The sequence below is a fragment of the Rhizobium sp. WSM1274 genome (genome assembly GCF_025200775.1).
Lineage (GTDB): Bacteria > Pseudomonadota > Alphaproteobacteria > Rhizobiales > Rhizobiaceae > Rhizobium > Rhizobium leguminosarum_I.
In genome coordinates, this window is record NZ_CP104138.1 from 3895784 (window position 1) to 3921391 (window position 25608).

Consider the following 25608-nt stretch of genomic DNA (forward strand, 5'->3'; position numbering starts at 1 on the left):
CCAAGGCAGAGCCAAGTGTCGAATTCCACGCCCGCAACCATCGAAGACGTCGCCCGGATCGCCGAGGTCTCTATCGCGACGGTTTCCCGGGCAATCCACATGCCGGAGAAGGTCGCCAACTCCACCCGCCTAAAGGTCAACCAGGCGATCGCCATCACCGGCTATACGACCAATGCCATGGCGCGTAGCCTGAGGCTCGGCCGCTCCAACATGATCCTCGTCGTGGCGCCCGATATCGGCGATCCGAATTTCTCCAACATTCTCGTCGGCCTGGAGAACGAAGCGCGCGCGCATGGCTACGGCATCCTGATCGGCCACACCCAGAACGATGCCCAGCGCGGCCTGGAATATTTGAAATTCTTCAATTCCAACCAAGCGGCCGGATTGATTCTCTTCACCGGCATCCTGCCCTTTGGTCATCAGACCATGACCGCGCGGCTGCCGCCGAGCGTCGGCGTTTTCGAGCCCGTCTTCAACGGCGGCATTCCCTATGTCGGCGTCGACGATACCGAGGGTGCTCGCAAAGCGGTGGACCTGCTGCTGGCCGAAGGGCATCGCAAGATCGCTTTCATCGGCGATTCGCGCACTCGGCTTGCCTACACCAGACGGCGCATGGGTTACGATGCCGGCCTCGACGCCGCCGGCATCCCACCCGACACCAGGATCGTGCTCGAAGGTGACGGCACGATCGAAAGCGGGCGGCATGCGGTCGAACAGCTTTTCATGCGCGACACGCTTCCGACCGCCTTCATGTGCGTCAACGACCAGACGGCAATCGGCGTCATGGTCGGCCTCCGCGCGCGAGGCTACGACATTCCACGGGATTTCTCGGTGACCGGTTTCGACGACGTGCCGCAGGCCGTCTTCATATCCCCACCGTTGACCACCATCCGCCAGCCGAGAACGGCAATCGGCAAGCAGGCAATGGCGCTGCTGCTGGAACTTCTGTCCGATGGCCGGCCGACCGAAACGGAAATCCTGCTGAGGCCGGATCTGGTGGTTCGGAACTCCGTCTCGGCGCCGTCGCGCAACTGGTTGAAACGGTAAGCCCATATAGGCTGAAAGCTTCCGGCCGGAGAGGGTTGCGCCGGCGGCCGATGACCCCCGGCGCGCTTTATCAGACGTAGCGGTTGACGACGTTCTCGAGCAATTCCTGCTTGCCCGACCTTGGCTGCGGGTTGACGTCGTGGCTCTCGACATAGTGGGTGATCTCATCCAGCGAATACTCGCCGCGGAAGAGCTTCTGCGCCTCGGCGGATTCCCAGCCGGCATAACGATCGGCGAGCGGCTGCGACAGAGCCTTGTCCTCGATCATCTTGGCAGCGGCCTTCAGGCCGCGGGCGCAGCAATCCATGCCGCCGATATGGCCGATCAGCAGATCCGCCGGGTCGAGAGACTGACGGCGAAGCTTCGAGTCGAAGTTGGTGCCGCCGGTCTTGAAGCCGCCGCCTACCAGAACATGGTAATAGGCGAGCGCCATTTCGGGAACATTGTTCGGGAACTGGTCTGTATCCCAGCCGGACTGGTAGTCGTTGCGGTTCATGTCGATCGAGCCGAAGATACCGAGCGCATTGGCAAGCGCCAGTTCGTGCTCGAAGGAATGGCCGGCAAGGATCGCGTGGCCCTGCTCGATATTGAGCTTCACCTCGTTTTCAAGGCCGTGCTTCTTGAGGAAGCCATAGACGGTCGCGACATCATAGTCGTACTGGTGCTTGGTCGGCTCCTGCGGCTTCGGCTCGATCAGGATTGTGCCCTTGTAGCCGATCTTGTGCTTGTATTCGACGACGAGGTTGAGGAAGCGTCCGAGCTGGTCGAGCTCGCGGCCGATATCGGTGTTGAGCAGCGTCTCGTAACCTTCGCGCCCGCCCCAGAGCACGTAGTTTTCGCCGCCGAGCTTCTGCGTGGCATCGATGCAGGTCTTGACCGTCGCGGCTGCGAAAGCGAAGACGTCGGGATCCGGATTGGTCGCAGCGCCCGACATATAGCGACGGTGGGAGAAGAGGTTCGCCGTGCCCCAGAGCAGCTTGGTGCCGGTTGCCGCCTGCTTCTCGGCGAAATAATCGACGATTTCGTTGAGGTTTTTGGTGTTCTCGGCGAAATTCTTGCCTTCGGGACGTACGTCGGCGTCATGGAAGCAGTAATAGGGCGAGCCGAGCAGCGAAAAGAATTCGAAGGCGACGTCGGCCTTGAGCTTGGCGGCCGTCATCGAGTCCTCGAACCAGGGACGCAGGAAGGTCTGGCCGCCGAACGGGTCGCCGCCTGGCCACGTGAAGGTATGCCAATAGGCCACTGCAAAGCGCAGATGGTCTTTCATGCGTTTGCCCATGACGATCTCGTCCGGCTGGTAATAGCGGAAGGCCAGCGGATTGGTGCTGTCCGGGCCTTCGTATTTTACTTTCTGGATATCGCCGAAAAATCCGGTGCTCATGTTGGTTCTCCTTGGGTTCGTAATTCAGTCTTATCGTTCGTGCCGTGCAGCCCCCTCATCCGACCCTTCGGGCCACCTTCTCCCCCAGGGGAGAAGGGGAATGAGGCGCCGCTGCGAACCTCTTCTCCCCTCGGGGGTCCGAAGGACGGGTTGAGACCCGTGGCTCGACCCCGGTCGGTGCCGGCAGGCGGATGAGGAGGCCGCTGGCTCCAGTTCTCAGTGCGCCAGCGACTTGATCGCCGGGTAGAGCGCACGGTAGCGCTTGTAGGCATCCTCATAAGCGCCGCTCAGTGCGGACACCGGCTCTATCGTTCCGGCTGTTATTGGCGGCGTGCAGACGGCAATGGGATCCGCCCCTGTTGCCGCAATCAGGCCGAGACGGGCGGCGCCGAAGGCCGCACCGAAATCGCCGTCGGCCGGCAGGTCGACCGGAACGCCGAGGGCGGTCGCGATCGACGCCAGCCAGTAACGCGAGCGCGAACCGCCGCCGATTGCCGTGACCCGGGATATGCCGGTGCCGGCCGAGCGCAACGCTTCGAGATTGTCGCGGATGGCGAAGGCGACGCCTTCGAGTACCGCCTGGGTGAGAACGACACGGCTGCTTTCATGTTCGAGGCCGATGAAGGCGCCGCGGATGACGGCATCATTGTGCGGCGTGCGCTCGCCGGAGAGATAGGGCAGGAAGGTAACGCCGGTGGGAGCCCTCAGCGTCTCGCCGACTTCGCCGGTGAGATCGGCGGCCGACTTGCCGGTGACACTGGAATGCCAGTTGAGCGCATCGGTGGCCGACAGGATGACACCCATCTGGTGCCAGGTGTTCGGCAACGCGTGGCAGAAGGCATGCACGGCACTTTCCGGCTTCGGAAGATAGGAAGCGTTGGCAGCAAAAAGCACGCCCGAGGTGCCGAGCGAGACGAAGGCTGCACCATCGCTGACCGTGCCCATGCCGCAGGCCGAGGCCGCATTGTCGCCGGCGCCGCCGGCCACGACGACACCGCCTGATATGCCCCATTGCGCCGCCAGTTCGGACCGCAGCTTGCCGGCCTGCTCGGTGCCTTCGACAAGTGCAGGCATCTGCTCCTTAGAAAGCTTGGTGGCGGCGAGCAGTTCGGACGACCAGGCGCGTTTGCCGGTGTCGAGCCAGGAAGTGCCTGCCGAATCCGACATTTCCGAGATATATTCGCCGGTCAGCCAAAGACGCAGATAGTCCTTCGGCAAGAGCACCTTGGCGATCTTGGCGAAAACATCGGGCTCATGCTTTTCGACCCAGGCGAGCTTCGGCGCCGTGAAACCGGGAAAGACGATGTTGCCCGTGAGCGCGCGAAAGCGCGGATCGGCATCGAGTGCCGCGGCCTCGACGTAGCTGCGCGTGTCGTTCCAGAGGATGCAGGGGCGCAGGACCTTGTCGGTGGCATCGATGAGCGTCGCGCCGTGCATCTGTCCGGAAAGCCCGATGCCCTTGACCGCGGCAAGCTCCTTCGGATGCTTCGCCTTGAGGCCGGCGACAGCCTCTTCCGTGGCGCGCACCCAGTGGGCCGGCTCCTGCTCCGACCAACCGGAATGCGGACGCGATGCGTCGAGCGAACCATTGGCCGAGCCGACGATCTTCTGATCGCCGTCGATCAGCATCGCCTTGACGCCGGAGGTTCCGAGATCGAGACCCAGATACATGTGGCATTTCTCCCTTTGCCGTTACGGCAGATTGTCTTTCAGGAATATGTCGAGGCGGATGCGCTCCTGCGCTTCGATGACGGCAAGCCCGTCCGCCTTGGCTTTCAGCACGCGGATGGCGCTCCGCACCTCATGGCCGGCGTCCTGGTTGAGGATCGCATCGATCGTATTGTCGATCAGTGCCGCGCGCGTGTGGGCGGTCAGTTCGTGGGCAATGACAGTCAGTACGCGGTCGACGGCCTTCTCCTTCAATGCCCGGATCAGGCCGCGATTGCCGGCGCCGAGGCTGTAGACGCCGATGATGCCGGCATTCCCGAGCGCGTCGGCGACGAGCCTATGGGCGACCTCCGGGTCGTCGCGGCCTTCGAGGACCGGCAGGATCGCAAGATCGGGAAATTCCTCGGCCATGACAGCGGTGAAGCCCTCCAGCCGCTCGCGATGGTCACGCACCAGCATGGAGCCGGCGAGCACGGCGATTTCGCCCTTTCGCGGCCCGAGGAATCGTCCGAGCAGGCGGGCGGCTGTGCGGCCGGCTGCGATATTGTCGACACCAGCATAGTGATGGCGTAGCGACCCCGTGAGATCGGAAACCAGGGTGACGACGGGAAAGCGCTCGCGAACCAACCTGTCGACGGCAGCGCGTACTTCGGGCGCATCGGTCGCAACCAGCGCAATGCCGCATGGCTTTTCCCGGGAAAGCCCTTCAAGCACGGAGACCAGGGCGGCGGGATCGAAGGCCGGCACCTCGATGGTGCGGATATCGGTGCGTTCGGCCGACGAGCGGACGATCGCCTGGCGGATCTCGGCATTGAGCCCGTGCATGAAGGAATTGTCGCTGGCCGGAAGGATGAAGACCAAGGGATAGGTGCGCCCCTTGGCAAGATTGGCGGCGGCGACGTCTCTGATATAACCGAGCTCGCGGATCGCGGTCTCGACCTTTTCCCGCGTGACGTGGCGCACACCGGGGCGCTGGTTGAGGACCCGGTCGACAGTCGCGAGACTGACACCGGCGGCAGCAGCGATATCGTGAACGGTTGGCCTCATCATTCCTCCTGACGAGACCATTAGCGCCAATTTTGATGTACGTAAATCAAAAAATCGAGCGACCCGATTCCCGCTTCGTTTTCCCGGCATTGCCTACCCGAGTCGCACCGATCCAGCCGACGATCATCCGCCTGATGACACAGCGGCCGGAGAACAGCAACAAAAAGGCCCTCCGAAGAGGGCCTTTTCAAGGGGCGGCTGGCCGGAGGTCAGTGGCCGCCACCGCCTCCCCCGCCTTGCGGCGCGGGTTTCTTGATCATGGCGACACCGAGGATCATGGCAAGGAAGAGTGCGGTCAGGATCAGGAACACGTCGCTGAAGGAAAGGATGATCGCCTGCTTGGTGGCAAGCCCGACCATCTGCTTGATCGCCACAGAGGCGCCGTCCATGCCGTAAGTGTTGAACTTGGCGGCCATGTTGTTCATCTGGTCGATCGCCGCCGGATTGCCCCAGTCCATATTCTCCCGCAGCCGCTCGTAATGCACGTCCTGGCGGCTGGTGAGCACGGTGTTGATGACGGCAAGGCCGACAGCGCCGCCGAGGTTTCTGGTCAAATTGAAAAGGCCGGACGCGCCGCGAATGCGCGAGGGCGGCATTGTGCCGAGCGCGATATTGTTGATCGGCACCATGCACATCATCAGTCCGAAACCGCGCAAGATCTGCGGAATGAACAGCTCGTAGAAATCCCAATCCGCGGTCAGATGCATCATGATGAAAGTGCCGGCGGCGAAACTGACGAAGCCGATCGCCATCATCAGGCGCAGGTCCATCTTGGTCGACAATCGTCCAGCGATCGGCGCGGTGAAGAACATCGCCAGCCCGGAGACGAACATCGTCTCGCCGATCATCAGTGAATCATAGCCACGGATGCGCCCGAGATAGACCGGATAGATATAGGTGAGGCCATAGAGACCGATGCCCATGACGAAAGAAAACACCGAACCGAACGAGAAATTCCGATTCGCGAAAGCCTTCAGGTCGACGACGGGGAAATCCACCGTAAAGGCGCGGTAGAAGAAGACGATGGCTGCAACGCTGGAGGCAATCGCTGCGATGGTGATGGAACTGTCGTTGAACCAATCGTTCGAATTGCCCTCTTCGAGCACATATTCCAGCGCGCCGAGGAACACCCCCATCGAAATCAGCCCCCACCAGTCGAATTTCTTGAAGAGCGACAGTTCCGGTTTGTCGAAATCGATGAAGTTCCAGGTGACGATCGTGACGATGATGCCGGGAACGATGTTGACGAGGAACAGCCAATGCCAGGAGAAGGCGTGGCTGAGATAACCGCCGACCGTCGGGCCGATGGTCGGTGCCAGCGTCGCGATCAGGCCGATGATCGGCGAGACGATGCTGCGCTTCGAAGGCGGGAAGATGGTAAAGGCAGCCGCGAAAACCGACGGGATCATGCCGCCGCCGATGAAGCCTTGGATGACGCGGTAGACGATCATCTGGTCGATATTCGTCGCCGTCGCCGCAAGCGCGCTCGCCATGGTGAAGCCGGCGGCCGAGATCGCGAAGAGATAACGCGTCGAGATAATGCGCGCCAACGTGCCGGAAAGCGGGATCATGATTACTTCGGCGATCAGATAAGCCGTCTGCACCCAGCCGACCTCGTCGCTGCCTGCCGAAAGGCCGGCCTGGATTTCGGCAAGCGAGGCCGAGACGATCTGGATGTCGAGGATCGACATGAACATGCCGAGCACCATCGCGAAGAAGGCGATGAGCTTCTTCGGATCCATGCGCTCGTCGGCATGGGCAGGCGCTGCCGGAATCGTTCCCGCTGTTGCTGCCGCGCTCCCGGCCATCAGATCACCTCCGCCTTTTCCAGAGCAATTCCGTTTTTTTTCGAGTCACGGAATTGCTCTATCTCTTTGTTTTCACGCAATTCCGGACGCAAAACCGCTGCACACTTTTGCTGGAATTGCTCTGAAGGCTTACTTGCTCGGCGCCGTACGGGTGTCGACGTCGACGACGACGCTCAGGCCCGCGCGCAGACGCCCGCTGTCGAGCGCATCCTGCGGCAGCGCGATGCGCACTGGTACCCGCTGGATCACCTTGGTGAAATTGCCCGTGGCGTTTTCCGGCGGCAGCATCGAAAAGACCGACCCGGAAGCCGGCGAGATCGATGCGACGGTGCCGACGATCGGATGATCGCTATAGGCATCGACATGGACGTTGACCTTCGAGCCCGGCACCAGATGCTGGATCTGCGTTTCCTTGAAATTGGCATCGATATAGAGCTGGCGCACCGGAACGAGCGCCATCAGGCGCTGGCCGGGAGAGACGAGGTCGCCTTCCTGGACGGAGCGGTTGCCGACAATGCCGTCATAAGGCGCCTTGAGCACTGTGAAAGAAAGGTCGCGGACGGCCTTGTCGCGCGAGATCTCAAGCGAACGGACCGAGCCTTCGGCTTCCTTGCGCTGGGCCTGGAGAATGGTGATGTTGGCCTGCGCAGCGGTGATGTTGGCGTCGCCGCCGGCAAGATTGGCCTTGGCCTGGTCGAGGGCGATATTGGCGTTGTCGAGATCGGCGGCGGTCCCGACCGACTTCGCATGAAGGTCGCTCTGGCGCTTCTGGGTGATCTCGGCACCGCGAACGGCCGCTTCGAGTGCCACCTTCTGCGCCTGCGCCTGCACGAGGCTCGCATTCGCGCCTTCGATCTGCGCGTCGATACGCTGTAGCGAAAGCTGTTCGGTGACGATCTGGGCCTGCGCCAAGTCGAGGGCGTTCTGATAGTCGCCATTATCAAGCGTGGCAAGCACGTCGCCCGCTTTGACTTCCTGGTTGGCGACGACGTTCACCTTCGCGACGTAGCCCGTGACCTTCGGCGAAATCGTTGCGATATCGCCTTCGATATAGGCGTCGTCGGTCGACACCATGAAGCGGCCGTTCGTCCACCATTCGTAACCATACCAGCCGCCGCCTGCGAGAAGGGCGAGCACGACGATCGGTAGCACCGGGCTACGGCGCTTCTTCGCAGTTGCGGGTGCGGCGACCGAAGCCGGCGCCAACTGCGCGGGGGCAGACGGCACTTCGCGAGCTTCCGCCACTGGAGCTTCTGCAACGGCAGCGACCTCGGACTTTAGCTCTTCGGTCTCGGCGTTTTCGCTGACGATCCGCGCGACATTGCTCTTCTGGTTGCTCGACATGGCCACTTTACCGATCTTGGAGTAAATAATCGAACTGAACGGTTCGGTTCAGTTGACTTAAACCTGTTTTATCGTCATATCAAGATGTATAGAACCAATCGGTTCGATTTCTTTAAAGAAAATGCGAAACCGTCAACACGGTTAAGAGGACATGACGCTGAAACCCGACCACGCCGCCGTATTCAGTCCTCCCGCTGCCGGAGGCCGATTTGCCGCAGGCGAAGATCCGGCCAAGCGCCAGCAGATCCTCGCCGGCGCCAAGCGTGTCTTCATGAAGATGGGTTTCGACGCCGCCAGCATGAACGACGTGACGCGCGAGGCCGGAGTCTCGAAGGGAACGCTCTACGTCTATTTCACCAACAAGGAAGAACTGTTTTCGGCGATGATCGAGACCGAGCGCGCCGCCTTCGTGGCGGCCGTGCGCACGGCGCTTGCCGAACATGACGATCCCGAGGCCGGCCTGTACGAATTTGGGATAAGCTTCGTCACTCATATGACCGATGAAAAGGTCATCAGCGCGATGCGCACCGTTCTCGGCGTTCGCGACCGTATGCCGGTGCTCTGTCAACGCTTCTTCAGGGGCCCGGAAAACCTGCGCACCATCATGCGCGACTTCCTGAAACGGCACATCGCCGAAGGCGCACTCGAGATCGACGACATCGATCTTGCCGCCGGCCAGTTCCTCGATCTCGCCAGCGGCAGTTTCTTCAAACTCCGCCTGTTCGGAAGCATGGAAGAGCCGCCGCCGCGCGACGAAATCGAGCGCGTCATCCGCGGCGCGATCCGGGTCTTCATGGCCGCCTACGGCGCGCCCCGGCACCAGGCCGCCCGACCGCACTCTTGACCGTCGCGCTTCATCGGCCGAAATCCCGCAACAGCGATCAAATCCGGCTGCCGGCCTTCCTCTAAGAAAGAAGCTGCAATCAGGAGAATGAGGATGACCGCCGTTGGACGGGCGATCTGGTTCATCGAGAGCCATTTCGAAAGCGATATATCGCTGGAAGAGATATCGGAAGCAGCCGGATTGTCGCGCTACCATCTGTCGCGCGTCTTCGGGCTCGTCACCGGCCACTCGATCAGCAGCTATATAAGAGGGCGCCGCCTCAGCCGCGCCGTGCCCACACTGGTCGGCGGTTCATCCACCATTCTCGAGGTTGCGCTTTGTGCGGGCTACGGCTCGCACGAGGCTTTCACCCGTGCCTTCCGCGACCAGTTCGGCATGACGCCGGATGCGGTGCGCAGACAGGGGCACGCTCGTAACCTTGTCTTGCTGGAGCCGATCAGAATGGACCCCGCCCACCTCAGCGACCTCGAACCGCCCCGCTTCGAAACCCTCCAGCCGATGCTGTTTGCCGGCTTGCAGGAGACCTACCCCTATGGCGGCAATGCCGCCATCCCCTCTCTTTGGCAGAAATTCAATGCCCATTTCGGACATATCTCCGGCCAGAAAGGCAATGTCGCCTACGGCATCTGTACCCATATCGACGGCGAAGTGGAGAAATTCCGCTATATGGCTGCGGTCGAAATTTCCGATGCCGGCGATCTGCCGGCGGATTTTGCAGCGCTCAAGCTACCGGGCCAGCGCTACGTCGTCTTTGCTCATCGCGGCCATGTCTCCGGCATTCCGGCGACGATGAACCGGATTTTTGGCGCATGGTGGCCGACCTCAGGCCTGGAGCACGGCGAGACACCCGACATGTTCGAACGCTACGACGAGCGCTTCGACCCCTATACCGGCATGGGCGTCACCGAAATCTGGTTGCCGATCACAGCATGATGCCGAAAAGTGCGAGCGGTTTTCGGACGTCATGCTCTAACTCTTTAATTTAGAACAGGATTCAAATTTAAGGCCGACCCGGCCTTAAATCATCCTGTTGTAGGGAATAAAAGTCACATCGGTTTCGTATACCCCTTGCGGCGCTTGCCTGGCAGGCCGGCAACATTACATTGCGAGCGTCATTCACGTATGTGACGCGAAGGGGATATACGCTGATGCAGGAAATCATGACGCTCATTCAGGATCCGGCCGCCTGGGTGGCGCTCATCACGCTGGTGGTGATGGAAGTCGTTCTCGGGATCGACAACCTGATCTTCATTTCCATTCTCACCAACAAACTGCCGCCTGAGCACCGGGAGAAGGCGCGCAAGACCGGCATCGGTCTTGCGCTCGTCATGCGCCTCGCCCTGCTCGGCACCGTCGCCTGGATCGTGCAACTGACCGAACCGCTGTTTGAAGCCTTCGGCCACGGCTTCTCCTGGAAGGATCTGATCCTGATTGCCGGTGGTCTGTTCCTCGTCTGGAAGGCCACCAAGGAAATCCATCACACCGTCGATCCGATCGATCATCAGGAGGATTTCATCGCGAAATCCGTCACGACAGGCTTTGCATCGGCCATCGGCCAGATCCTGTTGCTCGACCTCGTCTTCTCCGTCGACAGCATCATCACCGCCGTCGGCATGACGCCGCATCTGCCGATCATGGTGGTCGCCGTCGTCGCCGCCGTCACCGTCATGCTTGTTGCCGCGACCCCGCTTGCCAACTTCATCGAGAGGAACCCGACGATTGTCATGCTGGCGCTCGCCTTCCTGCTGATGATCGGCACGACGCTGATCGCCGAAGGCATGGGCTTCCATGTGCCGAAGGGCTACGTTTACGCCGCCATGGCCTTCTCGGCGCTGGTCGAGGTGCTGAACATGTTCGCGCGCAACGCCCGCAAACGTAAACGCGACGCCGCGCATTGAGGCTGGGCAGGAGGGCGCGGCGGAACCGGCGCGCCCTCACACACCGCCATCAAGGCCTTTGCAGGCATGGTTTTTCTTGACGCGACCGGTTGAATATGGCCTAAGGCCAGCCGAACGGACGATCGGCGGATGGTGCGGGCGCATGCCCTTTTCCGGCCGGTTTGCCGATGAAGATATCTGCATCCTTCCGGCCGCACGTCGCTTTCCCCATGAAAGCCGTCCGGTACTTATTGACGGGCACACACAATGACAGTTTCCGGGACAGCTACCGGCGTCCGCGTCCGCATCGCTCCCTCGCCGACAGGCGAGCCGCATGTCGGCACCGCTTACATCGCTCTTTTCAACTACCTTTTCGCCAAGAAGCACGGTGGCGAGTTCATCCTTCGCATCGAGGATACCGATGCGACGCGCTCGACCCCGGAATTCGAAACGAAGGTGTTGGACGCACTGAAATGGTGCGGGCTGGAATGGAAGGAAGGCCCTGATATCGGCGGCCCCTACGGCCCATATCGCCAATCCGACCGCAAGGAAATGTACCATCCTTACGGGCAAGAATTGCTGGACAAGGGCCATGCCTTCCGCTGTTTCTGCACGCCCGCGCGGCTGGAGCAGATGCGCGAAACTCAGCGCGCCGCCGGCAAGCCGCCGAAGTATGATGGTCTCTGCCTCAACCTCACGGCCGAGGAAGTCACCTCGCGCATGGCCGCCGGCGAGACGACCGTCATCCGCATGAAGATCCCGGCCGAAGGCTCCTGCGACTTCACGGACGGCGTCTACGGCGACGTCAGCATCCCCTGGGATTCCGTCGACATGCAAGTGCTCGTCAAGGCTGATGGCATGCCGACTTATCACATGGCCAACGTCATCGACGACCATCTGATGAAGATCACCCATGTGGCGCGCGGCGAGGAATGGCTGGCTTCGGTGCCGAAGCACATCCTGCTCTATCGCTATTTCGGCTGGGACGAGCCGGTCTTCATGCATCTGTCGCTGATGCGCAACTCCGACAAGTCGAAGCTGTCGAAGCGCAAGAACCCGACCTCGATTTCCTATTACTCCGCGCTCGGCTATATCCCGGAAGCGCTGATGAACTTCCTCGGTCTGTTCTTCATCCAGATCGCCGAAGGCGAAGAGCTGCTTGATATCAACGAGCTCTCCGAGAAGTTCGATCCGGAAAACCTCTCCAAGGCCGGTGCGATCTTCGACATTCAGAAGCTCGATTGGCTGAATGGCCGCTGGATCCGCGAGAAGCTCTCAGAAGAGGAATTCCAAGCACGTGTACTGACCTGGGCGATGGAAAACGACCGCCTGAAGGAAGGTCTGCGCCTGTCGCAGACGCGCATTTCCAAGCTCGGCGAGTTGCCCGATCTCGCCGGTTTCCTGCTGAAATCCGATCTTGGCCTGCAGCCTTCCGACTTCGCCAAGATCAAGTCACCGCCGGAAGAGATTCTGGAGATCCTCAACACCGTTCAGCCGGATCTCGAAAAGATCCTGGAATGGAAGGTCGAGACGATCGAGGCGGAGCTGCGCGCGATCGCCGACCGTATGGGCAAGAAGCTGAAGGTCGTGGTCTCGCCGCTCTTCGTCGCCGTATCCGGCTCGTCGCGTTCCCTGCCGCTCTTCGATTCCATGGCGATCCTTGGCCGGTCCGTCGTGCGTCAGCGCCTGAAGCTCGCCTCGCAGGCGGTCGCCGCCCTCGTCGGCTCGAAGTAAGAACAGTCAGAGGATTTCGACAGTGGCTGACAACAAGACCGAAAACACCCTTTCCTCCGACGCCACGGAAGTGCGCGCCCAGAAGCTGAAGCTGCTGCGCGAGCAGATCGGCGAGGTCTATCCGGCGCATTTCCACCGCACGATGACCAATGCCGAGCTGATCGCGAAATACGAGAACCTGGAACCTGACGTCGAGACGCAGGATGTCGTCACCGTCGCCGGCCGCGTATACTCGTCGCGCAACTCCGGCATGTTCATGGACATCCACGATGCCGGCGGCAAGATCCAGATTTTCAGTCACAAGGACACGACCCCGGAAGAAGCCCGCGCCCTGCTGCCGATGATCGACATCGGCGACATCATCGGCGTCACCGGTATCGTGCGCCGCACCAAGCGGGGCGAGCTGACGATCAACGCGCAGACGATCACCATGCTAACGAAGTCGCTCTTACCGATGCCCGAGAAGTGGCACGGTCTCTCCGACATCGAACTGCGTTATCGCAAGCGCCATCTCGACATCATGACCAACGAGGATTCGAAGCTCCGCTTCCAGCAGCGCTCGAAGATCCTGTCCGGCATCCGCCGCTTCATGGAAAATGACGGCTTCATGGAAGTCGAGACGCCGATGCTGCATTCGGTCTATGGCGGCGCCACCGCCGAGCCGTTCAAGACCCATCACAACACGCTGAAACTCGACATGTACCTGCGCATCGCGCCGGAACTGTTCCTCAAGCGCACGCTGGTCTCGGGGCTGACCGACAAGGTCTTCGAGATCAACCGCAACTTCCGCAACGAAGGCGTTTCCACCCGGCACAATCCCGAATTCACCATGATGGAGTGTTACTGGGCCTATGCCGATTACGAGGACATCATGGACCTCGTCGAGCGGCTGTTCGAGAATTTAGCGCTCTCCATTCACGGTGCGACGGAATTCCCCTTCGGCGACAAGACCATGTCCTTCAAGGGTCCGTTCAAGCGCGTTCCGATGCCGGATGCCGTCAAGGAAGCGACCGGCATCGACTTCCTCGCCATCAAGACCGATGAAGAGGCGCGCGCCGCCGCCAAGGCTGCCGGCTTTGCGGTCGAGAAGGATTGGACCTGGGGCGAATGCCTCGCCTTCATCTTCGAGGAAAAGGTCGAATCCACGCTGATCCAGCCGTCGCATGTCACGCATTTCCCGAAGGACATATCGCCCTTCGCCAAGGAAGTGCCGGGCGAGCCGCGCCTGGTCGAGCGATTCGAGACCTATTGCAACGCCTGGGAACTCGGCAACGCCTTCTCGGAGCTGAACGATCCCGAGGAGCAGCGCCGCCGCATGGTCGAGCAGCTCGAACTGGCGCATGCCCGCGGCGAAAAGGAAAAGCAGCTGGACGAGGAATTCCTCGACGCCATCGACCAGGGCATGCCGCCAGCAGGTGGCCTCGGCATTGGCGTCGACCGTCTCATCATGCTTCTGACCAATGCGCCGTCTATCCGCGACGTCATTCTCTTCCCGGCCCGCCGCAACAAAGCCGACTGAGAACCACATTTTTTAACTGAAAAAACGGAGCGCCCGAAAGGACGCTCCGTTTTGTTTTAGGCAGGCTAGAGCAATTTCAGCAAAAGTGCGCAGCGGTCTTGCGTCCGGAATTGCGTGAACACAAAGAGATAGAGCACTTCCGTGATTCGAAGAAAAACGGAAGTGCTCTAGCGAAAACTCAGCCGACGGACGAAGACACAGTGGATTGGTCGATGACGGAGTGACCTTATTTCGTTGGCTTGTGAATGACCGCGTTCGTCGTCACACTTAGATCATGTAGCCGCCGGCGACTTCGATTGTCTGCGCATTGATCCATGCACTGTCGTCGGACGCGAGCATGGCGATGACGCGGCCGACATCCTCGGCTTCGCCGATACGGCCGAGAGCCGTCTGTGAGGCAAGCAACGCGGCGAACTCCGGGTTCTTGTCCAGCGCAGCGTCGGCAAGATTGGTGCGGATGGGACCGGGCGAGATAGCATTGGCGCGGATCCTGCGATTGCCGAACTCCTTCGCCTGATAGCGGGTCAACGTTTCAAGTCCGGACTTGAGGGCTGCATAGGGCGCGACACCAGCTGTTGCGACGCGAACCGAAGCGCTCGTTACATTGAGGATCACGCCGCCGTCGACCATCAGCGGCAGCAAGGCCTGCGTCAGGAAGAACGGCCCTTTCAGGTGGACATTCATCAGAGCGTCGAAGTGGCCTGTCGTCACCGTCTCCATGAGATTGAACATGCCGAAACCGGCATTGTTGACGAGGCAGTCAAACGTATTCCGGCCCCAATAAGTGGAAAGCAGCCGTTTCACCTCCGTCACGAAGGCCGGAAAGCTGTCGGCATCACCGACATCGAGGGCAAGCGCAACGGCTTGACTACCTTCTGTCTTGATCTCGGCGATGACGTCATCCGCACCTGGCTTGTGGCTGTTGTAGGTGAGGATGACACCCATGCCGCGCCTTGCGCATTCCTGCGCTGCCGATTGACCAATGCCACGGCTGCCGCCGGTAATGATTGCGATTTTCATCTCTGTCTCCTTTTGCTTCGATGGCCGGAAGCTATGGGAAACAGCCGGCCTGCACTCCGCCGGAAACTGCCTCGTTCTTGCCTATTCCTGCTTTTGCCTTGCGTCCCACCATTTGCTGGTCCAGGATTTCGCCATGCAAACGATGCTCGAAGAGATGCGCCGCCTGACGGCCCATGCTGAAAACCGCCCGACGGAAACCGGCATCCCCGGCATCCTGATGGTCAAGGGGGAGATCCCCGAACACAAGCTCGGCGCCGTTTATGAGCCGATGGTCAACCTGATCCTTGATGGCAGCAAGACGCTGACGATCGCCGGGCAGGACTATTATTACGATCCAGCGAGCTACTTCGTGATATCGATCGATGTGCCGGCGACGGGCATGGTGCAACAGGCAGGTCCCGACCGGCCCTATATCGGCGTCAGCCTATCGCTCGATCCGGCAAGGGTCGCAGCGCTTCTTCTGGATCTTCCGCCGCAATCCTATCAGGAGGGACAAACCGGCGGCTATTCCGTCTGTCGCATGACGGCGGAACTTCTGGGTGCCTGGCTGAGGATGCTGCAGCTCATGGAGCGCCCACAGGATGTCCCTGCCCTTGCCCCGGCCTACGAACGCGAAATCCTCTATCGCGTGCTGCAGGGACCGCAGGGCTGGATGCTGCGCGATATCGCAGCACCTGATAGCGCCCTGTCGCGGATACGGCTCGCCATCCGCTGGGTTCGCGAACACTATTCGGAAGCGGTCGAGGTCGAAAAACTCGCCGCCTCACCGCCATGAGCGTCTCGGCCTTTCATCGCCATTTCAAAGCTGTGACGGCGATGAGCCCGATCCAGTTCCAAAAGCGCATCCGCCTGTTGCAGGCCCGCCAGCTTCTGATTTCCCAATCCGGAAATGCATCCTCCGTCGCCTATTCCGTGGGCTACGAAAGCGCTTCCCAATTCACCAGGGAATATGCACGCTTCTTTGGCCAGCCGCCGGCGCGCGACGCCTCGCTGATAAGAGAAAATATCAGGCCTGCCGCCTGATGCTTTTTGGGTCTAGTGCCCGCTCTTGGCTGGCGGCGCCTCTTCGGCAGCGGCTTTTGCTGGAGTGGCTGCATCCTTGGGCGCTACGCCGTGCCCGCCGGCTGCCTTGCCCTCACCCTTTGTGGAAGCAACCGCGACCGGGTCGACGCAATCCTCAGGATCCTTGAAAGCGGCGCTGATCATGGCGATCTCGTCAAACGGCATCTCTATCCGCTCGCCAAAGAACAGTCCGTTTTCGCTGGCCTTGCCGTCATAGTAGCGCGCTGTATAGGACTTGTCGTCGAGGCCGGGAACGGTCTTGTCGGGATGCGGGATATAGACGACATCGGCGCCGATCGCGCGGCCGCGAATGTCGGCACGCAACGTCGGGCCGTTGTCGTCGAGCACCACCACCTGGACCAGATCCGGCTTCTGCGCGGCATAAACGGCTTGGGCGACCCGAAGCGCGGTCTTGACGCGGGTCATCCCATCGGTCGGTTCGGTCTTGATGTATTTGCGTACCCAGACGTGGTCCTGCTTCCGGATCGTCACCAGGTTGACGTCGCTGCATTCGAGCCCGTAGCTACCACCAGCTGCACCGATCAGCCTGTCCTTGCCGACATAGACCGCCGCACCGCCGGACACGCCCATGAGAAGAGCGACTCCACCGATGATGATTGCCAATTTCCGGGAAGGCCGGAAGATGCGCAGTAAGGCCTTCACGCCAACTGCTCCGCCATCTGAAACTCCAACGCAGGACAAGTGCTAAGAACGCTAAGGAAATGACGTTTCCGAAAGTTTAAGTGGGCATGCGAAGCCTGACCCATTTTGGGAAAACACCAAAAAAGGTCCGCTTTTTCCGGCCGCTTGCCACGGCCTGTTCCGCCATGCTCTAAACGCCCATGGCCTTCACGCTTCGCCAGGTTCAATATTTCGTCGCCGTCGCCGAACAGGGTTCGGTGACGCGAGCCGCGCAGAATCTTTCGATCTCGCAATCCTCGGTGACGGAAGCACTGAAGGAGCTCGAAACCGACCTCGGCGTCGAGCTCTTCGAGCGCCATCCGCGCGGCCTGACGATCACCCATAACGGCCACCAATTCCTGCGTCACGCGACGAAGATCCTGGCCTCTGTCTCCGATGCTCGGACCAGCTTTTCCGGCCAGCAAAGCGCTCTTTCCGGCACGCTGAACATCGGCGTTACCTCGCTTGTCGCCGGCTACGTGCTCTCCGACCTGCTGGCGCGATACCGCCGCGCCTGCCCGGGCATCGAGGTCAGCGCCATCGAGGACAATGGCGGTTATCTCGAACATCTGCTGGTCGGCGGCGAATTGGATGTCGCCGTCATGGTGATATCAAACCTGCGCGACCGCATGGCGCTGCAGGCGGAAATCCTCGAGACCTCGCCCTATCGACTATGGCTGCCGATGGGCCACCCACTGGTGTCGGCCGACATCATCTCGGTCGCCGATATCGCCCGCGAACCGCTGATCATGCTGACGGTCGACGAAATCGAGGAGAACACCGGCAAGCTGCTCTCAGCCCTCGGCGCCCGCCCGCATGTCGCCTTCCGCACCCGCTCGGTGGAAGCGGTGCGAAGCCTGGTTGCGACAGGCGCCGGCGTAGCCCTGCTTCCCGATCTCGTTTACCGACCATGGTCGCTGGAAGGCGACCGCATCGAAAGCCGCGATGTCTCGGGCTCGCTGCCGGTCGTTCAGGTCGGCATGGTCTGGCGCAAGGGTTCCAGCCTGCCGCAGGCAGCACGCGATTTTGTCGGCATCGCCGAAAGCATGCGCTCTGGCCGCGTCCGCTGATATCGGAATTTCCGATATCGCCTTTCTGATAAATGAATTTGCGAAAGCGAACTTTTCACGTCACCTTTTCAAGCGGGAACAAAGCGCCACAGAAGTGGCACCAAACCGGGAGACGGATGATGACGAATCTCTTGAAATCCTGCACGGCAGCCATCGCCTGCTTGAGTTTCGCCACGCAGGTGATCGCCGCAGAACCGCTCAAGGCACTCGGCAAGGGCGAAGGTGCGGTCAGCATCGTGGCCTGGGCCGGCTATATCGAGCGCGGCGAAACCGATAAGAATTACGACTGGGTCACCGATTTCGAAAAGGAGACCGGCTGCAAGGTCTCCGTCAAGACCGCCGCCACCTCCGATGAAATGGTATCGCTGATGAACGAGGGTGGCTTCGATCTCGTCACCGCATCGGGCGACGCCTCGCTCCGCCTCATCGCCGGCAAACGTGTCCAGCCGATCAACACCGATCTGATCCCGAGCTTCAAGACCGTCGACGAGCGCCTGCAGAACGGCCCGTGGTACACGGTCGGCGGCGTGCATTACGGCGTGCCCTATCTCTGGGGGCCGAACGTGCTGATGTACAATACCGACGCCTTCAAGGACAAGGCGCCGACGAGCTGGAATGTCGTCTTCGAAGAGCAGACGCTGCCCGACGGCAAGTCGAATAAGGGCCGCGTCCAGGCCTATGACGGTGCGATCTACATCGCCGACGCCGCGATGTATCTGATGGCCCATAAGCCGGATCTCGGCATCAAGGACCCCTATGAGCTGAACGAGGACCAGTACAAGGCCGCCCTCGACCTCTTGCGCGGGCAGCGCAAGCTCGTCTCGCGCTACTGGCACGACGCGATGATCCAGATCGACGATTTCAAGAACGAAGGCGTCGTCGCTTCCGGCTCCTGGCCCTTCCAGGTGAACCTGCTGCAGGCCGACAAGCAGAAGATCGCCTCCACCTTCCCGGATGAAGGCGTGACCGGCTGGGCCGATACCACCATGCTGCACGCCGACAGCGAGCATCCGAACTGCGCCTATATGTGGATGGAACATTCGCTGAAGGCCAAGGTCCAGGGCGACGCCGCCGCCTGGTTCGGCGCCGTTCCCTCCGTTCCCGCCGCCTGCAAGGGCAACGAACTGATGGGCGATGCCGGCTGCGCCACCAACGGCTTCGATCACTTCGACAAGATCAAGTTCTGGAAGACCCCGGTCGCCAAATGCGCCACCCAGAGCGAATGCGTGCCGTACCATCGTTGGGTGTCGGATTATATCGGCGTGATCGGCGGGCGGTAATTTACGTCCTCACCGAGATGACCGTTGTAGCGTGAGACCCCTTCCCAACCCCTCCCCACAAGCGGGAGGGGCTCCGAGTGGCACCGCCGAATTCCTGCCGAAACACCAAGGTATTTGCGAAAGGGGTACGGCAGATTAAGCCCCTTCCCCTCGTGGGGAGGGGTTTGGGGCGGGGTCATATGAACCAAGACCGCAGCCTCTCTAAAAGCAAAGAAGCCGGAGCCCCCAATGACGTCAGCCGTTCGTTTCCAGCAGGTATCGCGCCATTTCGGTCAGGTTCGCGCCGTCGACGGCGTCGATCTCGAGATCGCGCCGGGCGAGTTCTTCGCGATGCTTGGCCCCTCCGGCTCGGGCAAGACGACGTGCCTGCGATTGATAGCCGGCTTCGAACAGCCGACATCGGGCCATATCCAGATCTTCGGCGAGACGGCCGAGGGCGTCCCGCCCTATCGCCGCAACGTCAACACTGTATTCCAGGACTACGCGCTCTTCCCGCATCTGAACATCCTCGACAATGTCGCCTACGGGCTGATGGTCAAGGGCATCGGCAAGGCGGAGCGGATGAAGGCAGCAGGCGACGCCCTCGAGCTCGTCAAGCTGCCGGGTTACGGCGCCCGCCGCCCCGGCCAGCTGTCCGGTGGCCAGCGCCAGCGCGTGGCCCTGGCCCGCGCGCTCGTCAACAAGCCGAAGGTGCTGCTGCTCGACGAGCCGCTCGGCGCCCTGGACTTGAAACTGCGCGAACAGATGCAGGAGGAGTTGAAGAGCCTCCAGCGCGCGCTCGGCATCACCTTCATCTTTGTCACTCACGATCAGGGCGAGGCCCTGTCCATGGCCGACCGCGTCGCCGTCTTCAACGATGGCAACATCGTGCAGGAGGGCACGCCGCAGGATATCTACCGCCGCCCGAAGAACCGCTTCGTCGCCGATTTCGTCGGCTCGTCGAATGTCATCGCGCCTGATCTGATGGCCTCGTTCGGCGGCGAAAGACGCTGGGCAAGCCTTCGTCCCGAAGCAATCCGGCTGGCAGGCGACGGCGTCGAGGCGCAGGTCGACAATGCGAGCTTCCTCGGCGCAGCCACGCGCCTCACCGTTGGCCTCCGGGGGGCGCGGCTGCATGTGATGCTGCCGGCGGGCGCAGATGTGCCTGTCGTCGGCGCCGGCATACGCCTTGCCTGGCAGCCCGGCGATATCCACTACATGGATGACGCGGCATGACGGCGATCTTCATCACCTCCAATGAGGCGACATCGATTCTTCCGGGGCGCGGCGGCCTCTTCGGCCGGCTGTCCGATGTCTTCTGGCGGCACCCGAAACTGCTGCTCTTCCTGATGCTGACGCCGCCGCTGCTTTGGCTCGCCATCATCTATATCGGTTCGCTGCTCGCCCTGCTTCTGCAGAGTTTCTTTTCGATCGACGATTTCTCAGGCCTGGTGAATTACGAATTCACCCTTTCGACCTATGCGCAGCTTCTAAACCCGACGAATTTCGACATCATCATCCGCACTTTCGTCATGGCAGCGCTGGTGACCATCGCTTCCGCCTTGATCGCTTTCCCGATCGCCTACTACACAGCTCGTTATGCGCAAGGCAAATGGAAGGCGCTTTTCTATCTCGGCATCATGCTGCCGCTCTGGTCGAGCTATCTCGTCAAGATCTACGCCTGGAAGCTCATCCTCGCCAAGGAAGGCATACTCACCTGGATCTTCGAGAAGGTGCATCTCTCTTGGCTGCTGGACGGCATCCTGAACCTGCCTGTTATCGGCGGCAATTCGCTTTCGGTGAGCTACCTCGGCACCTTCATCGTCTTCGTCTATATCTGGCTGCCTTATATGATCCTGCCGACACAGGCAGCCCTCGAGCGTGTGCCCGGCAACCTGATCGAGGCCTCGTCCGATCTCGGCGCCACGCCGCGCCAAACCTTCCGCACCGTGCTGCTGCCGCTGGCATTGCCCGGCATCGTCGCCGGCTCGATCTTCACCTTCTCGCTGACATTGGGCGATTATATCATCCCGCAGATCATCGGCTCGTCCAGGCTCTTCATCGGCCAGGCGGTCTATACCCAGCAGGGAACGGCCGGCAACGTGCCCCTGGCGGCCGCCTTCTCCGTCGTGCCGATCGTCATCATGGCGCTCTATCTCTGGCTCGCCAAGAAACAGGGGGCCTTCGATGCGCTCTGACCTCAAGACATCGCCGCTTCCCCTGAAGATCGCAGCCGCCGGCGGGCTGCTCTTCCTGCACCTGCCGATCCTCTTGATCTTCGTCTACGCCTTCACGACGGAGGAGAAGAGCTATCAGTGGCCGCCGCCTGGCCTGACGCTGCAATGGTTCGCGGTTGCCTGGAACCGGTCTGATGTCTGGTCGGCGCTTGGGCTTTCCGTGCAGGTCGCCGTCATCGCCACGGCGATCGCGCTGGTGCTCGGCACGCTCTCTGCGGCAGCCGTCAGCCAGACGAAATTCTTCGGCCGCGAGGCGATCTCACTGCTCGTCATCCTGCCGATCGCCCTTCCCGGCATCATCACCGGCATTGCGCTGCGTTCCGCCTTCAGCCTGTTCGATATTCCGTTTTCGGTCTGGACCATCGTACTCGGTCACGCCACCTTCTGCGTCGTGGTCGTCTACAACAATGCGGTCGCCCGCTTCCGCCGCACCTCAGGCTCGCTGATCGAGGCCTCGATGGATCTCGGCGCCGACGGCTTTCAGACCTTCCGCCATATCATCCTGCCGAATATCGGCACCGCACTTCTTGCCGGCGGCATGCTCGCCTTCGCGCTGTCCTTCGACGAGGTCATCGTCACCACCTTCACCGGCGGCCAGCAATCGACCTTGCCGATCTGGATGCTCGAAGAGCTCATCCGCCCGCGCCAGCGCCCGGTCACCAACGTGGTCGCCATGGTCGTTGTGCTGGTTACCTTCCTGCCGATCCTGGCAGCCTATTACCTCACCCGCGACGGCGACCAGATCGCCGGCGGCGGCAAATAACAGGGAGAACATCATGGATATCCAAATGTTGATCGGTTCCCGCTTTGAAAAAGGCACGGAAACGGAAGAGCACGTCCTGAACCCAAAGACGGGCGAAACGGTGTTGGACCTTGCCGAAGCGTCGCTTTCCCAGGTCGACGCTGCCGTCGATGCCGCCGAAAAGGCCTTCAAGAGCTGGTCGCAGACAACGCCCGGTGAGCGCTCCGGCTACCTGCTGAAGATCGCCGATGCAATCGAAAAGGATGCCGTCGGCTTCGCCACGCTGGAAGCGCTGAACTGCGGAAAGCCGATCAATGCGGTGTTGAACGACGAAATCCCGGCGATCGTCGATTGTTATCGCTTTTTTGCAGGCGCCGTGCGCAACCTGCACGCACCGGCGGCCGGCGAATACCTGCCCGGCCACACCTCGATGATCCGTCGCGATCCAATCGGCATCGTCGGCTCGATCGCGCCGTGGAACTATCCGCTGATGATGATGGCCTGGAAGCTGGCGCCAGCGATCGCCGGCGGCAACACCGTCGTCTTCAAACCCTCGGAGCAGACGCCGTTGACGGCGCTGAAGATGGCCAAGCTACTCTCCGAAATCCTTCCCGAGGGCGTCGTCAACGTCATTCTCGGCCGCGGCGAAAGTGTCGGCAATGCGCTGATCAATCACGCCAAGATCGGCATGGTCTCGATCACCGGCGATGTCGCCACCGGCAAGAAGGTGCTGCAGGCTGCTGCCAAGACGGTCAAGCGCACGCATCTGGAACTCGGCGGCAAGGCCCCGGTCATCATCTTCGACGATGCCGATATCGATGCCGTCGTCGCAGGCATCCGCACCTTCGGCTATTACAATGCCGGCCAGGACTGCACGGCCGCCTGCCGCATCTATGCCGATGCCAAGGTCTACGACAATTTTGTCGCCGACCTCTCCTCCGCCGTCTCGAGCATCCGCTTCAACCAGGCCGATGATACCGAAAACGAGATCGGCCCACTGATCTCCAAGCGCCAGCGCGACCGCGTCGAAAGCTTCGTCGCCCGCGCTTCCGAGCACAAGCACATGGAAATCACCGCCGGTGGCAAGATTTCCGGCGACAAGGGCTTCTTCTTCACCCCGACGGTCATCGCAGGCGCCACGCAGGACGACGAGATCGTCCGCCGCGAGGTCTTCGGCCCGGTCGTCTCGGTCACCCGCTTCTCCGATGCCGACGACGCCGTTGCCTGGGCAAACGACAGCGACTACGGCCTGGCCTCCTCCGTCTGGACCAAGGATATCGGTCGCGGCATGAAGACCGCCGCCCGCCTGCAATATGGCTGCACCTGGATCAACACGCATTTCATGCTGGTCAACGAGATGCCGCATGGCGGCCTCAAACAGTCGGGCTACGGCAAAGATATGTCGGTCTACGCGCTGGAAGATTACACGGCGGTGCGCCACGTGATGATCAATCACGGCTGACGGCGAAAGATATCCCATGGATATGAAGCGCGCCTCCGGCCGAACGACTGCTCGACGCGACATCCGCCGCGGAATATCTCAAGCCGTGTGGCCGTAAAGCGCCAGCAATTGTTCGCCGCCGCTCCAGACCATGTCGAACGCGACATAGACGATGATCGCAAGGCCGATCCAGCCGATCCACCTGAAGCGGTTGAGCAGCTTGGCGACGAAATTCGACGCGACGCCCATCAGCAGCACCGAAAGGAGGAGGCCGAAGATTAACGCGTTTGTGTTCTCTTTCGCAGCACCGGCAACGGCGAGCACATTGTCCAGCGACATCGAGACGTCGGCGAAGATGATCTGGCCGATCGCCTGCCGGAAGAGCTTCGGCTTGATATGGGAGACCGCATCGCCGGCATGAGCTTCCTCCGCTTCCGCCGAGAGCAGCTCGCAGCCCATCGTCCAGCAGATCCACAGCAGCATCAGGCCGCCGGCAAGCGTGATGCCGGTGATGACAAGAAGCCTGGCAGCGATAACGGCGAAGATGATGCGGATAACGGCCGCCGCTGCAATGCCGACGGCGATCGCCTTGCCGCGCAGCTCGCTGACGAGGCCGGCAGCGGCCATGCCGATGACGATGACATTGTCTCCCGACAGGAGGAGATTGATCACGACGACTTCGAAATAAGCGGAGATTGTATGTTGGTCCAGAAAAGCTGGCATGATGGCGGAGCTTTCATCGATGGGCAAATCGACAATCTCTTGAAACAGATCGTATAGGCTTTGAAAAGAGCCTCATTTACCCAGGGAGAACGCCAGCCCATTTCAAATGAACTGGAACAATTTGCCGGTTGCTGCGTCTTTCCCAGGCAACCGCAAAGGATGACGTCATGTTGAAATGGGCTCTGATATTTTTCGTGATTTCGATCATCGCCGGCTTCTTCGGTTTCTCCGGCGTCTCCGCCGCCACCGCGACGATAGCCCGCGTTCTCTTCGGCATCGCGCTGGTGATCTTCCTGATCTTCCTCGTCCTTGCACTGATGGCCGGCCAGGCGGTTCTGTAAGCGGACGGACGGCTCAGCGCAGCCTGAGGCATGTCGCGCAAAAAGTGTGCGGCGGCTTTGCAAGCACGACATGTGGAAATCAAAGGGAATCGGAAAGATCACGACGCGCCTGAGGCTCGTTCCGACACACGATTCGGAGGAGAGATTGAGATGGAGGGGCGGCGCGGCTTCTCGCCCCTCTACTCGGCCCTTCGGTAACGGGCGGCGGCCCTTTTGATCCCGCCGCATATTCCACGTGCCATCGTCATTCGTTCTCTTGCCAAGGTATGCTGACTTCGGCGCATATTCACGACAACGCCGCCCTCAGCCAGGGATGCATCCCGGCCCGCTTTCTCAGCAGCCTGTCGATCGATATGGCTCCCGCACCCGAAGCCGCCAGGACGAACATGCCGCCGGCAATCGCCAAGTCTTTCTCGAAATGCAGCAGCTCGTTCTGGCTCGCAAAGTTCGTGTGAAAGAGCAAGGCGGTCGCCAGGCAGAAGAGCGCCAGCGCCAGTGCGCCAAGCCGGCTGAGGAAGCCTGTCGCAACGGAAAGGCCGGCGCCGATCTGAAGGGCAATGGTGGCAAGCGCGACCGGCGCCGATAGCCCCAGTTTCGCGAAAATGTCGATGGTCGCCGTGATATCTGCCGCGAGTGACCAACCTTCGTGCAGGAAGATCAGCGACAGCAAGAGCCTGCCGTGGAAAAGAATGAGATCGGCCAGTCCGGGCCGGCTTGAGGCGCTTTCCATCATACCCTCCAGTTAGAAGAGCAGGCGGCTCTC

22 protein-coding genes and 1 pseudogene are annotated in these 25608 nt (G+C 61.0%); 14 read left to right on the plus strand and 9 right to left on the minus strand.

Features of this window, described 5'->3' with window-relative positions; genetic code table 11:
* Positions 1 to 15 precede the first annotated feature (15 nt).
* Entirely contained in the window at positions 16 to 1047 is a 1032-nt protein-coding gene (locus tag N2600_RS19345) for a LacI family DNA-binding transcriptional regulator (RefSeq protein ID WP_260109452.1), read from the plus strand.
* Positions 1048 to 1117: 70 nt separating this feature from the next.
* Here N2600_RS19345 and xylA read toward each other — a convergent pair whose 3' ends face one another.
* From xylA to N2600_RS19370, 5 genes are all read right to left on the minus strand, one after another.
* Positions 1118 to 2428 carry a xylose isomerase gene (xylA, locus tag N2600_RS19350; RefSeq protein ID WP_260109453.1) on the minus strand — a complete coding sequence of 437 codons (1311 nt, stop codon included), beginning with the start codon at positions 2426 to 2428 and terminating at the stop codon, positions 1118 to 1120.
* Between the two features lie 216 nt (positions 2429 to 2644).
* Positions 2645 to 4099: a xylulokinase gene (gene xylB / locus N2600_RS19355; RefSeq protein WP_170259865.1), complete on the minus strand. Its 1455-nt coding sequence runs from the start codon at positions 4097 to 4099 to the stop codon at positions 2645 to 2647.
* A 21-nt stretch (positions 4100 to 4120) separates the two neighbouring features.
* Entirely contained in the window at positions 4121 to 5143 is a 1023-nt protein-coding gene (locus N2600_RS19360; protein ID WP_032985740.1) for a LacI family DNA-binding transcriptional regulator, read from the minus strand.
* 209 nt (positions 5144 to 5352) lie between these two features.
* On the minus strand, positions 5353 to 6951 hold the full coding sequence (locus N2600_RS19365) for a DHA2 family efflux MFS transporter permease subunit (RefSeq protein WP_162119373.1): 1599 nt from the start codon (positions 6949 to 6951) through the stop codon (positions 5353 to 5355).
* A 129-nt stretch (positions 6952 to 7080) separates the two neighbouring features.
* On the minus strand, positions 7081 to 8295 hold the full coding sequence (locus N2600_RS19370; protein WP_170259866.1) for an HlyD family secretion protein: 1215 nt from the start codon (positions 8293 to 8295) through the stop codon (positions 7081 to 7083).
* Positions 8296 to 8446: 151 nt separating this feature from the next.
* Here N2600_RS19370 and N2600_RS19375 point away from each other — a divergent pair, with 151 nt between their 5' ends.
* The 5 genes from N2600_RS19375 to lysS all read left to right on the plus strand — a co-directional run bounded on the left by N2600_RS19375 (position 8447) and on the right by lysS (position 14269).
* Entirely contained in the window at positions 8447 to 9139 is a 693-nt protein-coding gene (locus N2600_RS19375) for a TetR/AcrR family transcriptional regulator (RefSeq protein ID WP_170259867.1), read from the plus strand.
* A 93-nt stretch (positions 9140 to 9232) separates the two neighbouring features.
* Complete coding sequence (locus N2600_RS19380; RefSeq protein WP_260297148.1) at positions 9233 to 10072, plus strand: AraC family transcriptional regulator; 840 nt, start codon at positions 9233 to 9235, stop codon at positions 10070 to 10072.
* A 215-nt stretch (positions 10073 to 10287) separates the two neighbouring features.
* Positions 10288 to 11037 (plus strand): TerC family protein, encoded by a 750-nt coding sequence (locus tag N2600_RS19385; protein WP_017967954.1) that lies wholly within the window; start codon positions 10288 to 10290, stop codon positions 11035 to 11037.
* Positions 11038 to 11283: 246 nt separating this feature from the next.
* Complete coding sequence (gltX, locus tag N2600_RS19390; RefSeq protein WP_170259869.1) at positions 11284 to 12750, plus strand: glutamate--tRNA ligase; 1467 nt, start codon at positions 11284 to 11286, stop codon at positions 12748 to 12750.
* Between the two features lie 22 nt (positions 12751 to 12772).
* Positions 12773 to 14269 (plus strand): lysine--tRNA ligase, encoded by a 1497-nt coding sequence (gene lysS, locus N2600_RS19395; protein WP_170279884.1) that lies wholly within the window; start codon positions 12773 to 12775, stop codon positions 14267 to 14269.
* A 267-nt stretch (positions 14270 to 14536) separates the two neighbouring features.
* Here lysS and N2600_RS19400 read toward each other — a convergent pair whose 3' ends face one another.
* A complete protein-coding gene (locus tag N2600_RS19400) occupies positions 14537 to 15289 on the minus strand; it encodes an SDR family NAD(P)-dependent oxidoreductase (protein ID WP_260109457.1) in 753 nt (250 codons plus the stop codon).
* Between the two features lie 133 nt (positions 15290 to 15422).
* Between N2600_RS19400 and N2600_RS19405 the strand changes: the two are divergent.
* A pseudogene (locus N2600_RS19405) lies at positions 15423 to 16312 on the plus strand (AraC family transcriptional regulator N-terminal domain-containing protein).
* A 12-nt stretch (positions 16313 to 16324) separates the two neighbouring features.
* Here N2600_RS19405 and N2600_RS19410 read toward each other — a convergent pair.
* Entirely contained in the window at positions 16325 to 17014 is a 690-nt protein-coding gene (locus N2600_RS19410; RefSeq protein WP_260109458.1) for a hypothetical protein, read from the minus strand.
* A gap of 179 nt (positions 17015 to 17193) precedes the next feature.
* Between N2600_RS19410 and N2600_RS19415 the strand changes: the two genes are divergently transcribed.
* From N2600_RS19415 to N2600_RS19440, 6 genes are all read left to right on the plus strand, one after another.
* Positions 17194 to 18102, plus strand: a complete 909-nt coding sequence (locus N2600_RS19415) for a LysR family transcriptional regulator (protein ID WP_017967962.1) — start codon at positions 17194 to 17196, stop codon at positions 18100 to 18102.
* A gap of 119 nt (positions 18103 to 18221) precedes the next feature.
* Entirely contained in the window at positions 18222 to 19382 is a 1161-nt protein-coding gene (locus tag N2600_RS19420; protein ID WP_260297149.1) for an ABC transporter substrate-binding protein, read from the plus strand.
* Positions 19383 to 19610: 228 nt separating this feature from the next.
* Positions 19611 to 20597, plus strand: a complete 987-nt coding sequence (locus N2600_RS19425) for an ABC transporter ATP-binding protein (protein WP_260109459.1) — start codon at positions 19611 to 19613, stop codon at positions 20595 to 20597.
* Positions 20594 to 21559 carry an ABC transporter permease gene (locus tag N2600_RS19430; RefSeq protein WP_162119101.1) on the plus strand — a complete coding sequence of 322 codons (966 nt, stop codon included), beginning with the start codon at positions 20594 to 20596 and terminating at the stop codon, positions 21557 to 21559. The genes N2600_RS19425 and N2600_RS19430 overlap by 4 nt, the downstream gene beginning before the upstream one ends.
* Positions 21549 to 22361, plus strand: coding sequence for an ABC transporter permease (locus N2600_RS19435; protein ID WP_260109460.1), 813 nt, complete (start codon positions 21549 to 21551; stop codon positions 22359 to 22361). The genes N2600_RS19430 and N2600_RS19435 overlap by 11 nt, the downstream gene beginning before the upstream one ends.
* A 13-nt stretch (positions 22362 to 22374) precedes the next feature.
* Positions 22375 to 23802: a gamma-aminobutyraldehyde dehydrogenase gene (locus tag N2600_RS19440; RefSeq protein ID WP_260297151.1), complete on the plus strand. Its 1428-nt coding sequence runs from the start codon at positions 22375 to 22377 to the stop codon at positions 23800 to 23802.
* 78 nt (positions 23803 to 23880) lie between these two features.
* Here N2600_RS19440 and N2600_RS19445 read toward each other — a convergent pair whose 3' ends face one another.
* Positions 23881 to 24504 (minus strand): YjbE family putative metal transport protein, encoded by a 624-nt coding sequence (locus N2600_RS19445; protein ID WP_260109462.1) that lies wholly within the window; start codon positions 24502 to 24504, stop codon positions 23881 to 23883.
* Between the two features lie 167 nt (positions 24505 to 24671).
* On the opposite strand from N2600_RS19445, the gene N2600_RS19450 reads away from it, so the two are divergent.
* Positions 24672 to 24845: a DUF1328 domain-containing protein gene (locus N2600_RS19450; protein ID WP_004678026.1), complete on the plus strand. Its 174-nt coding sequence runs from the start codon at positions 24672 to 24674 to the stop codon at positions 24843 to 24845.
* A 286-nt stretch (positions 24846 to 25131) separates the two neighbouring features.
* Here the strand turns inward: N2600_RS19450 and N2600_RS19455 are convergent, their stop codons facing one another.
* Positions 25132 to 25578, minus strand: coding sequence for a DoxX family protein (locus N2600_RS19455; RefSeq protein WP_260297154.1), 447 nt, complete (start codon positions 25576 to 25578; stop codon positions 25132 to 25134).
* Positions 25579 to 25608: the final 30 nt, after the last annotated feature.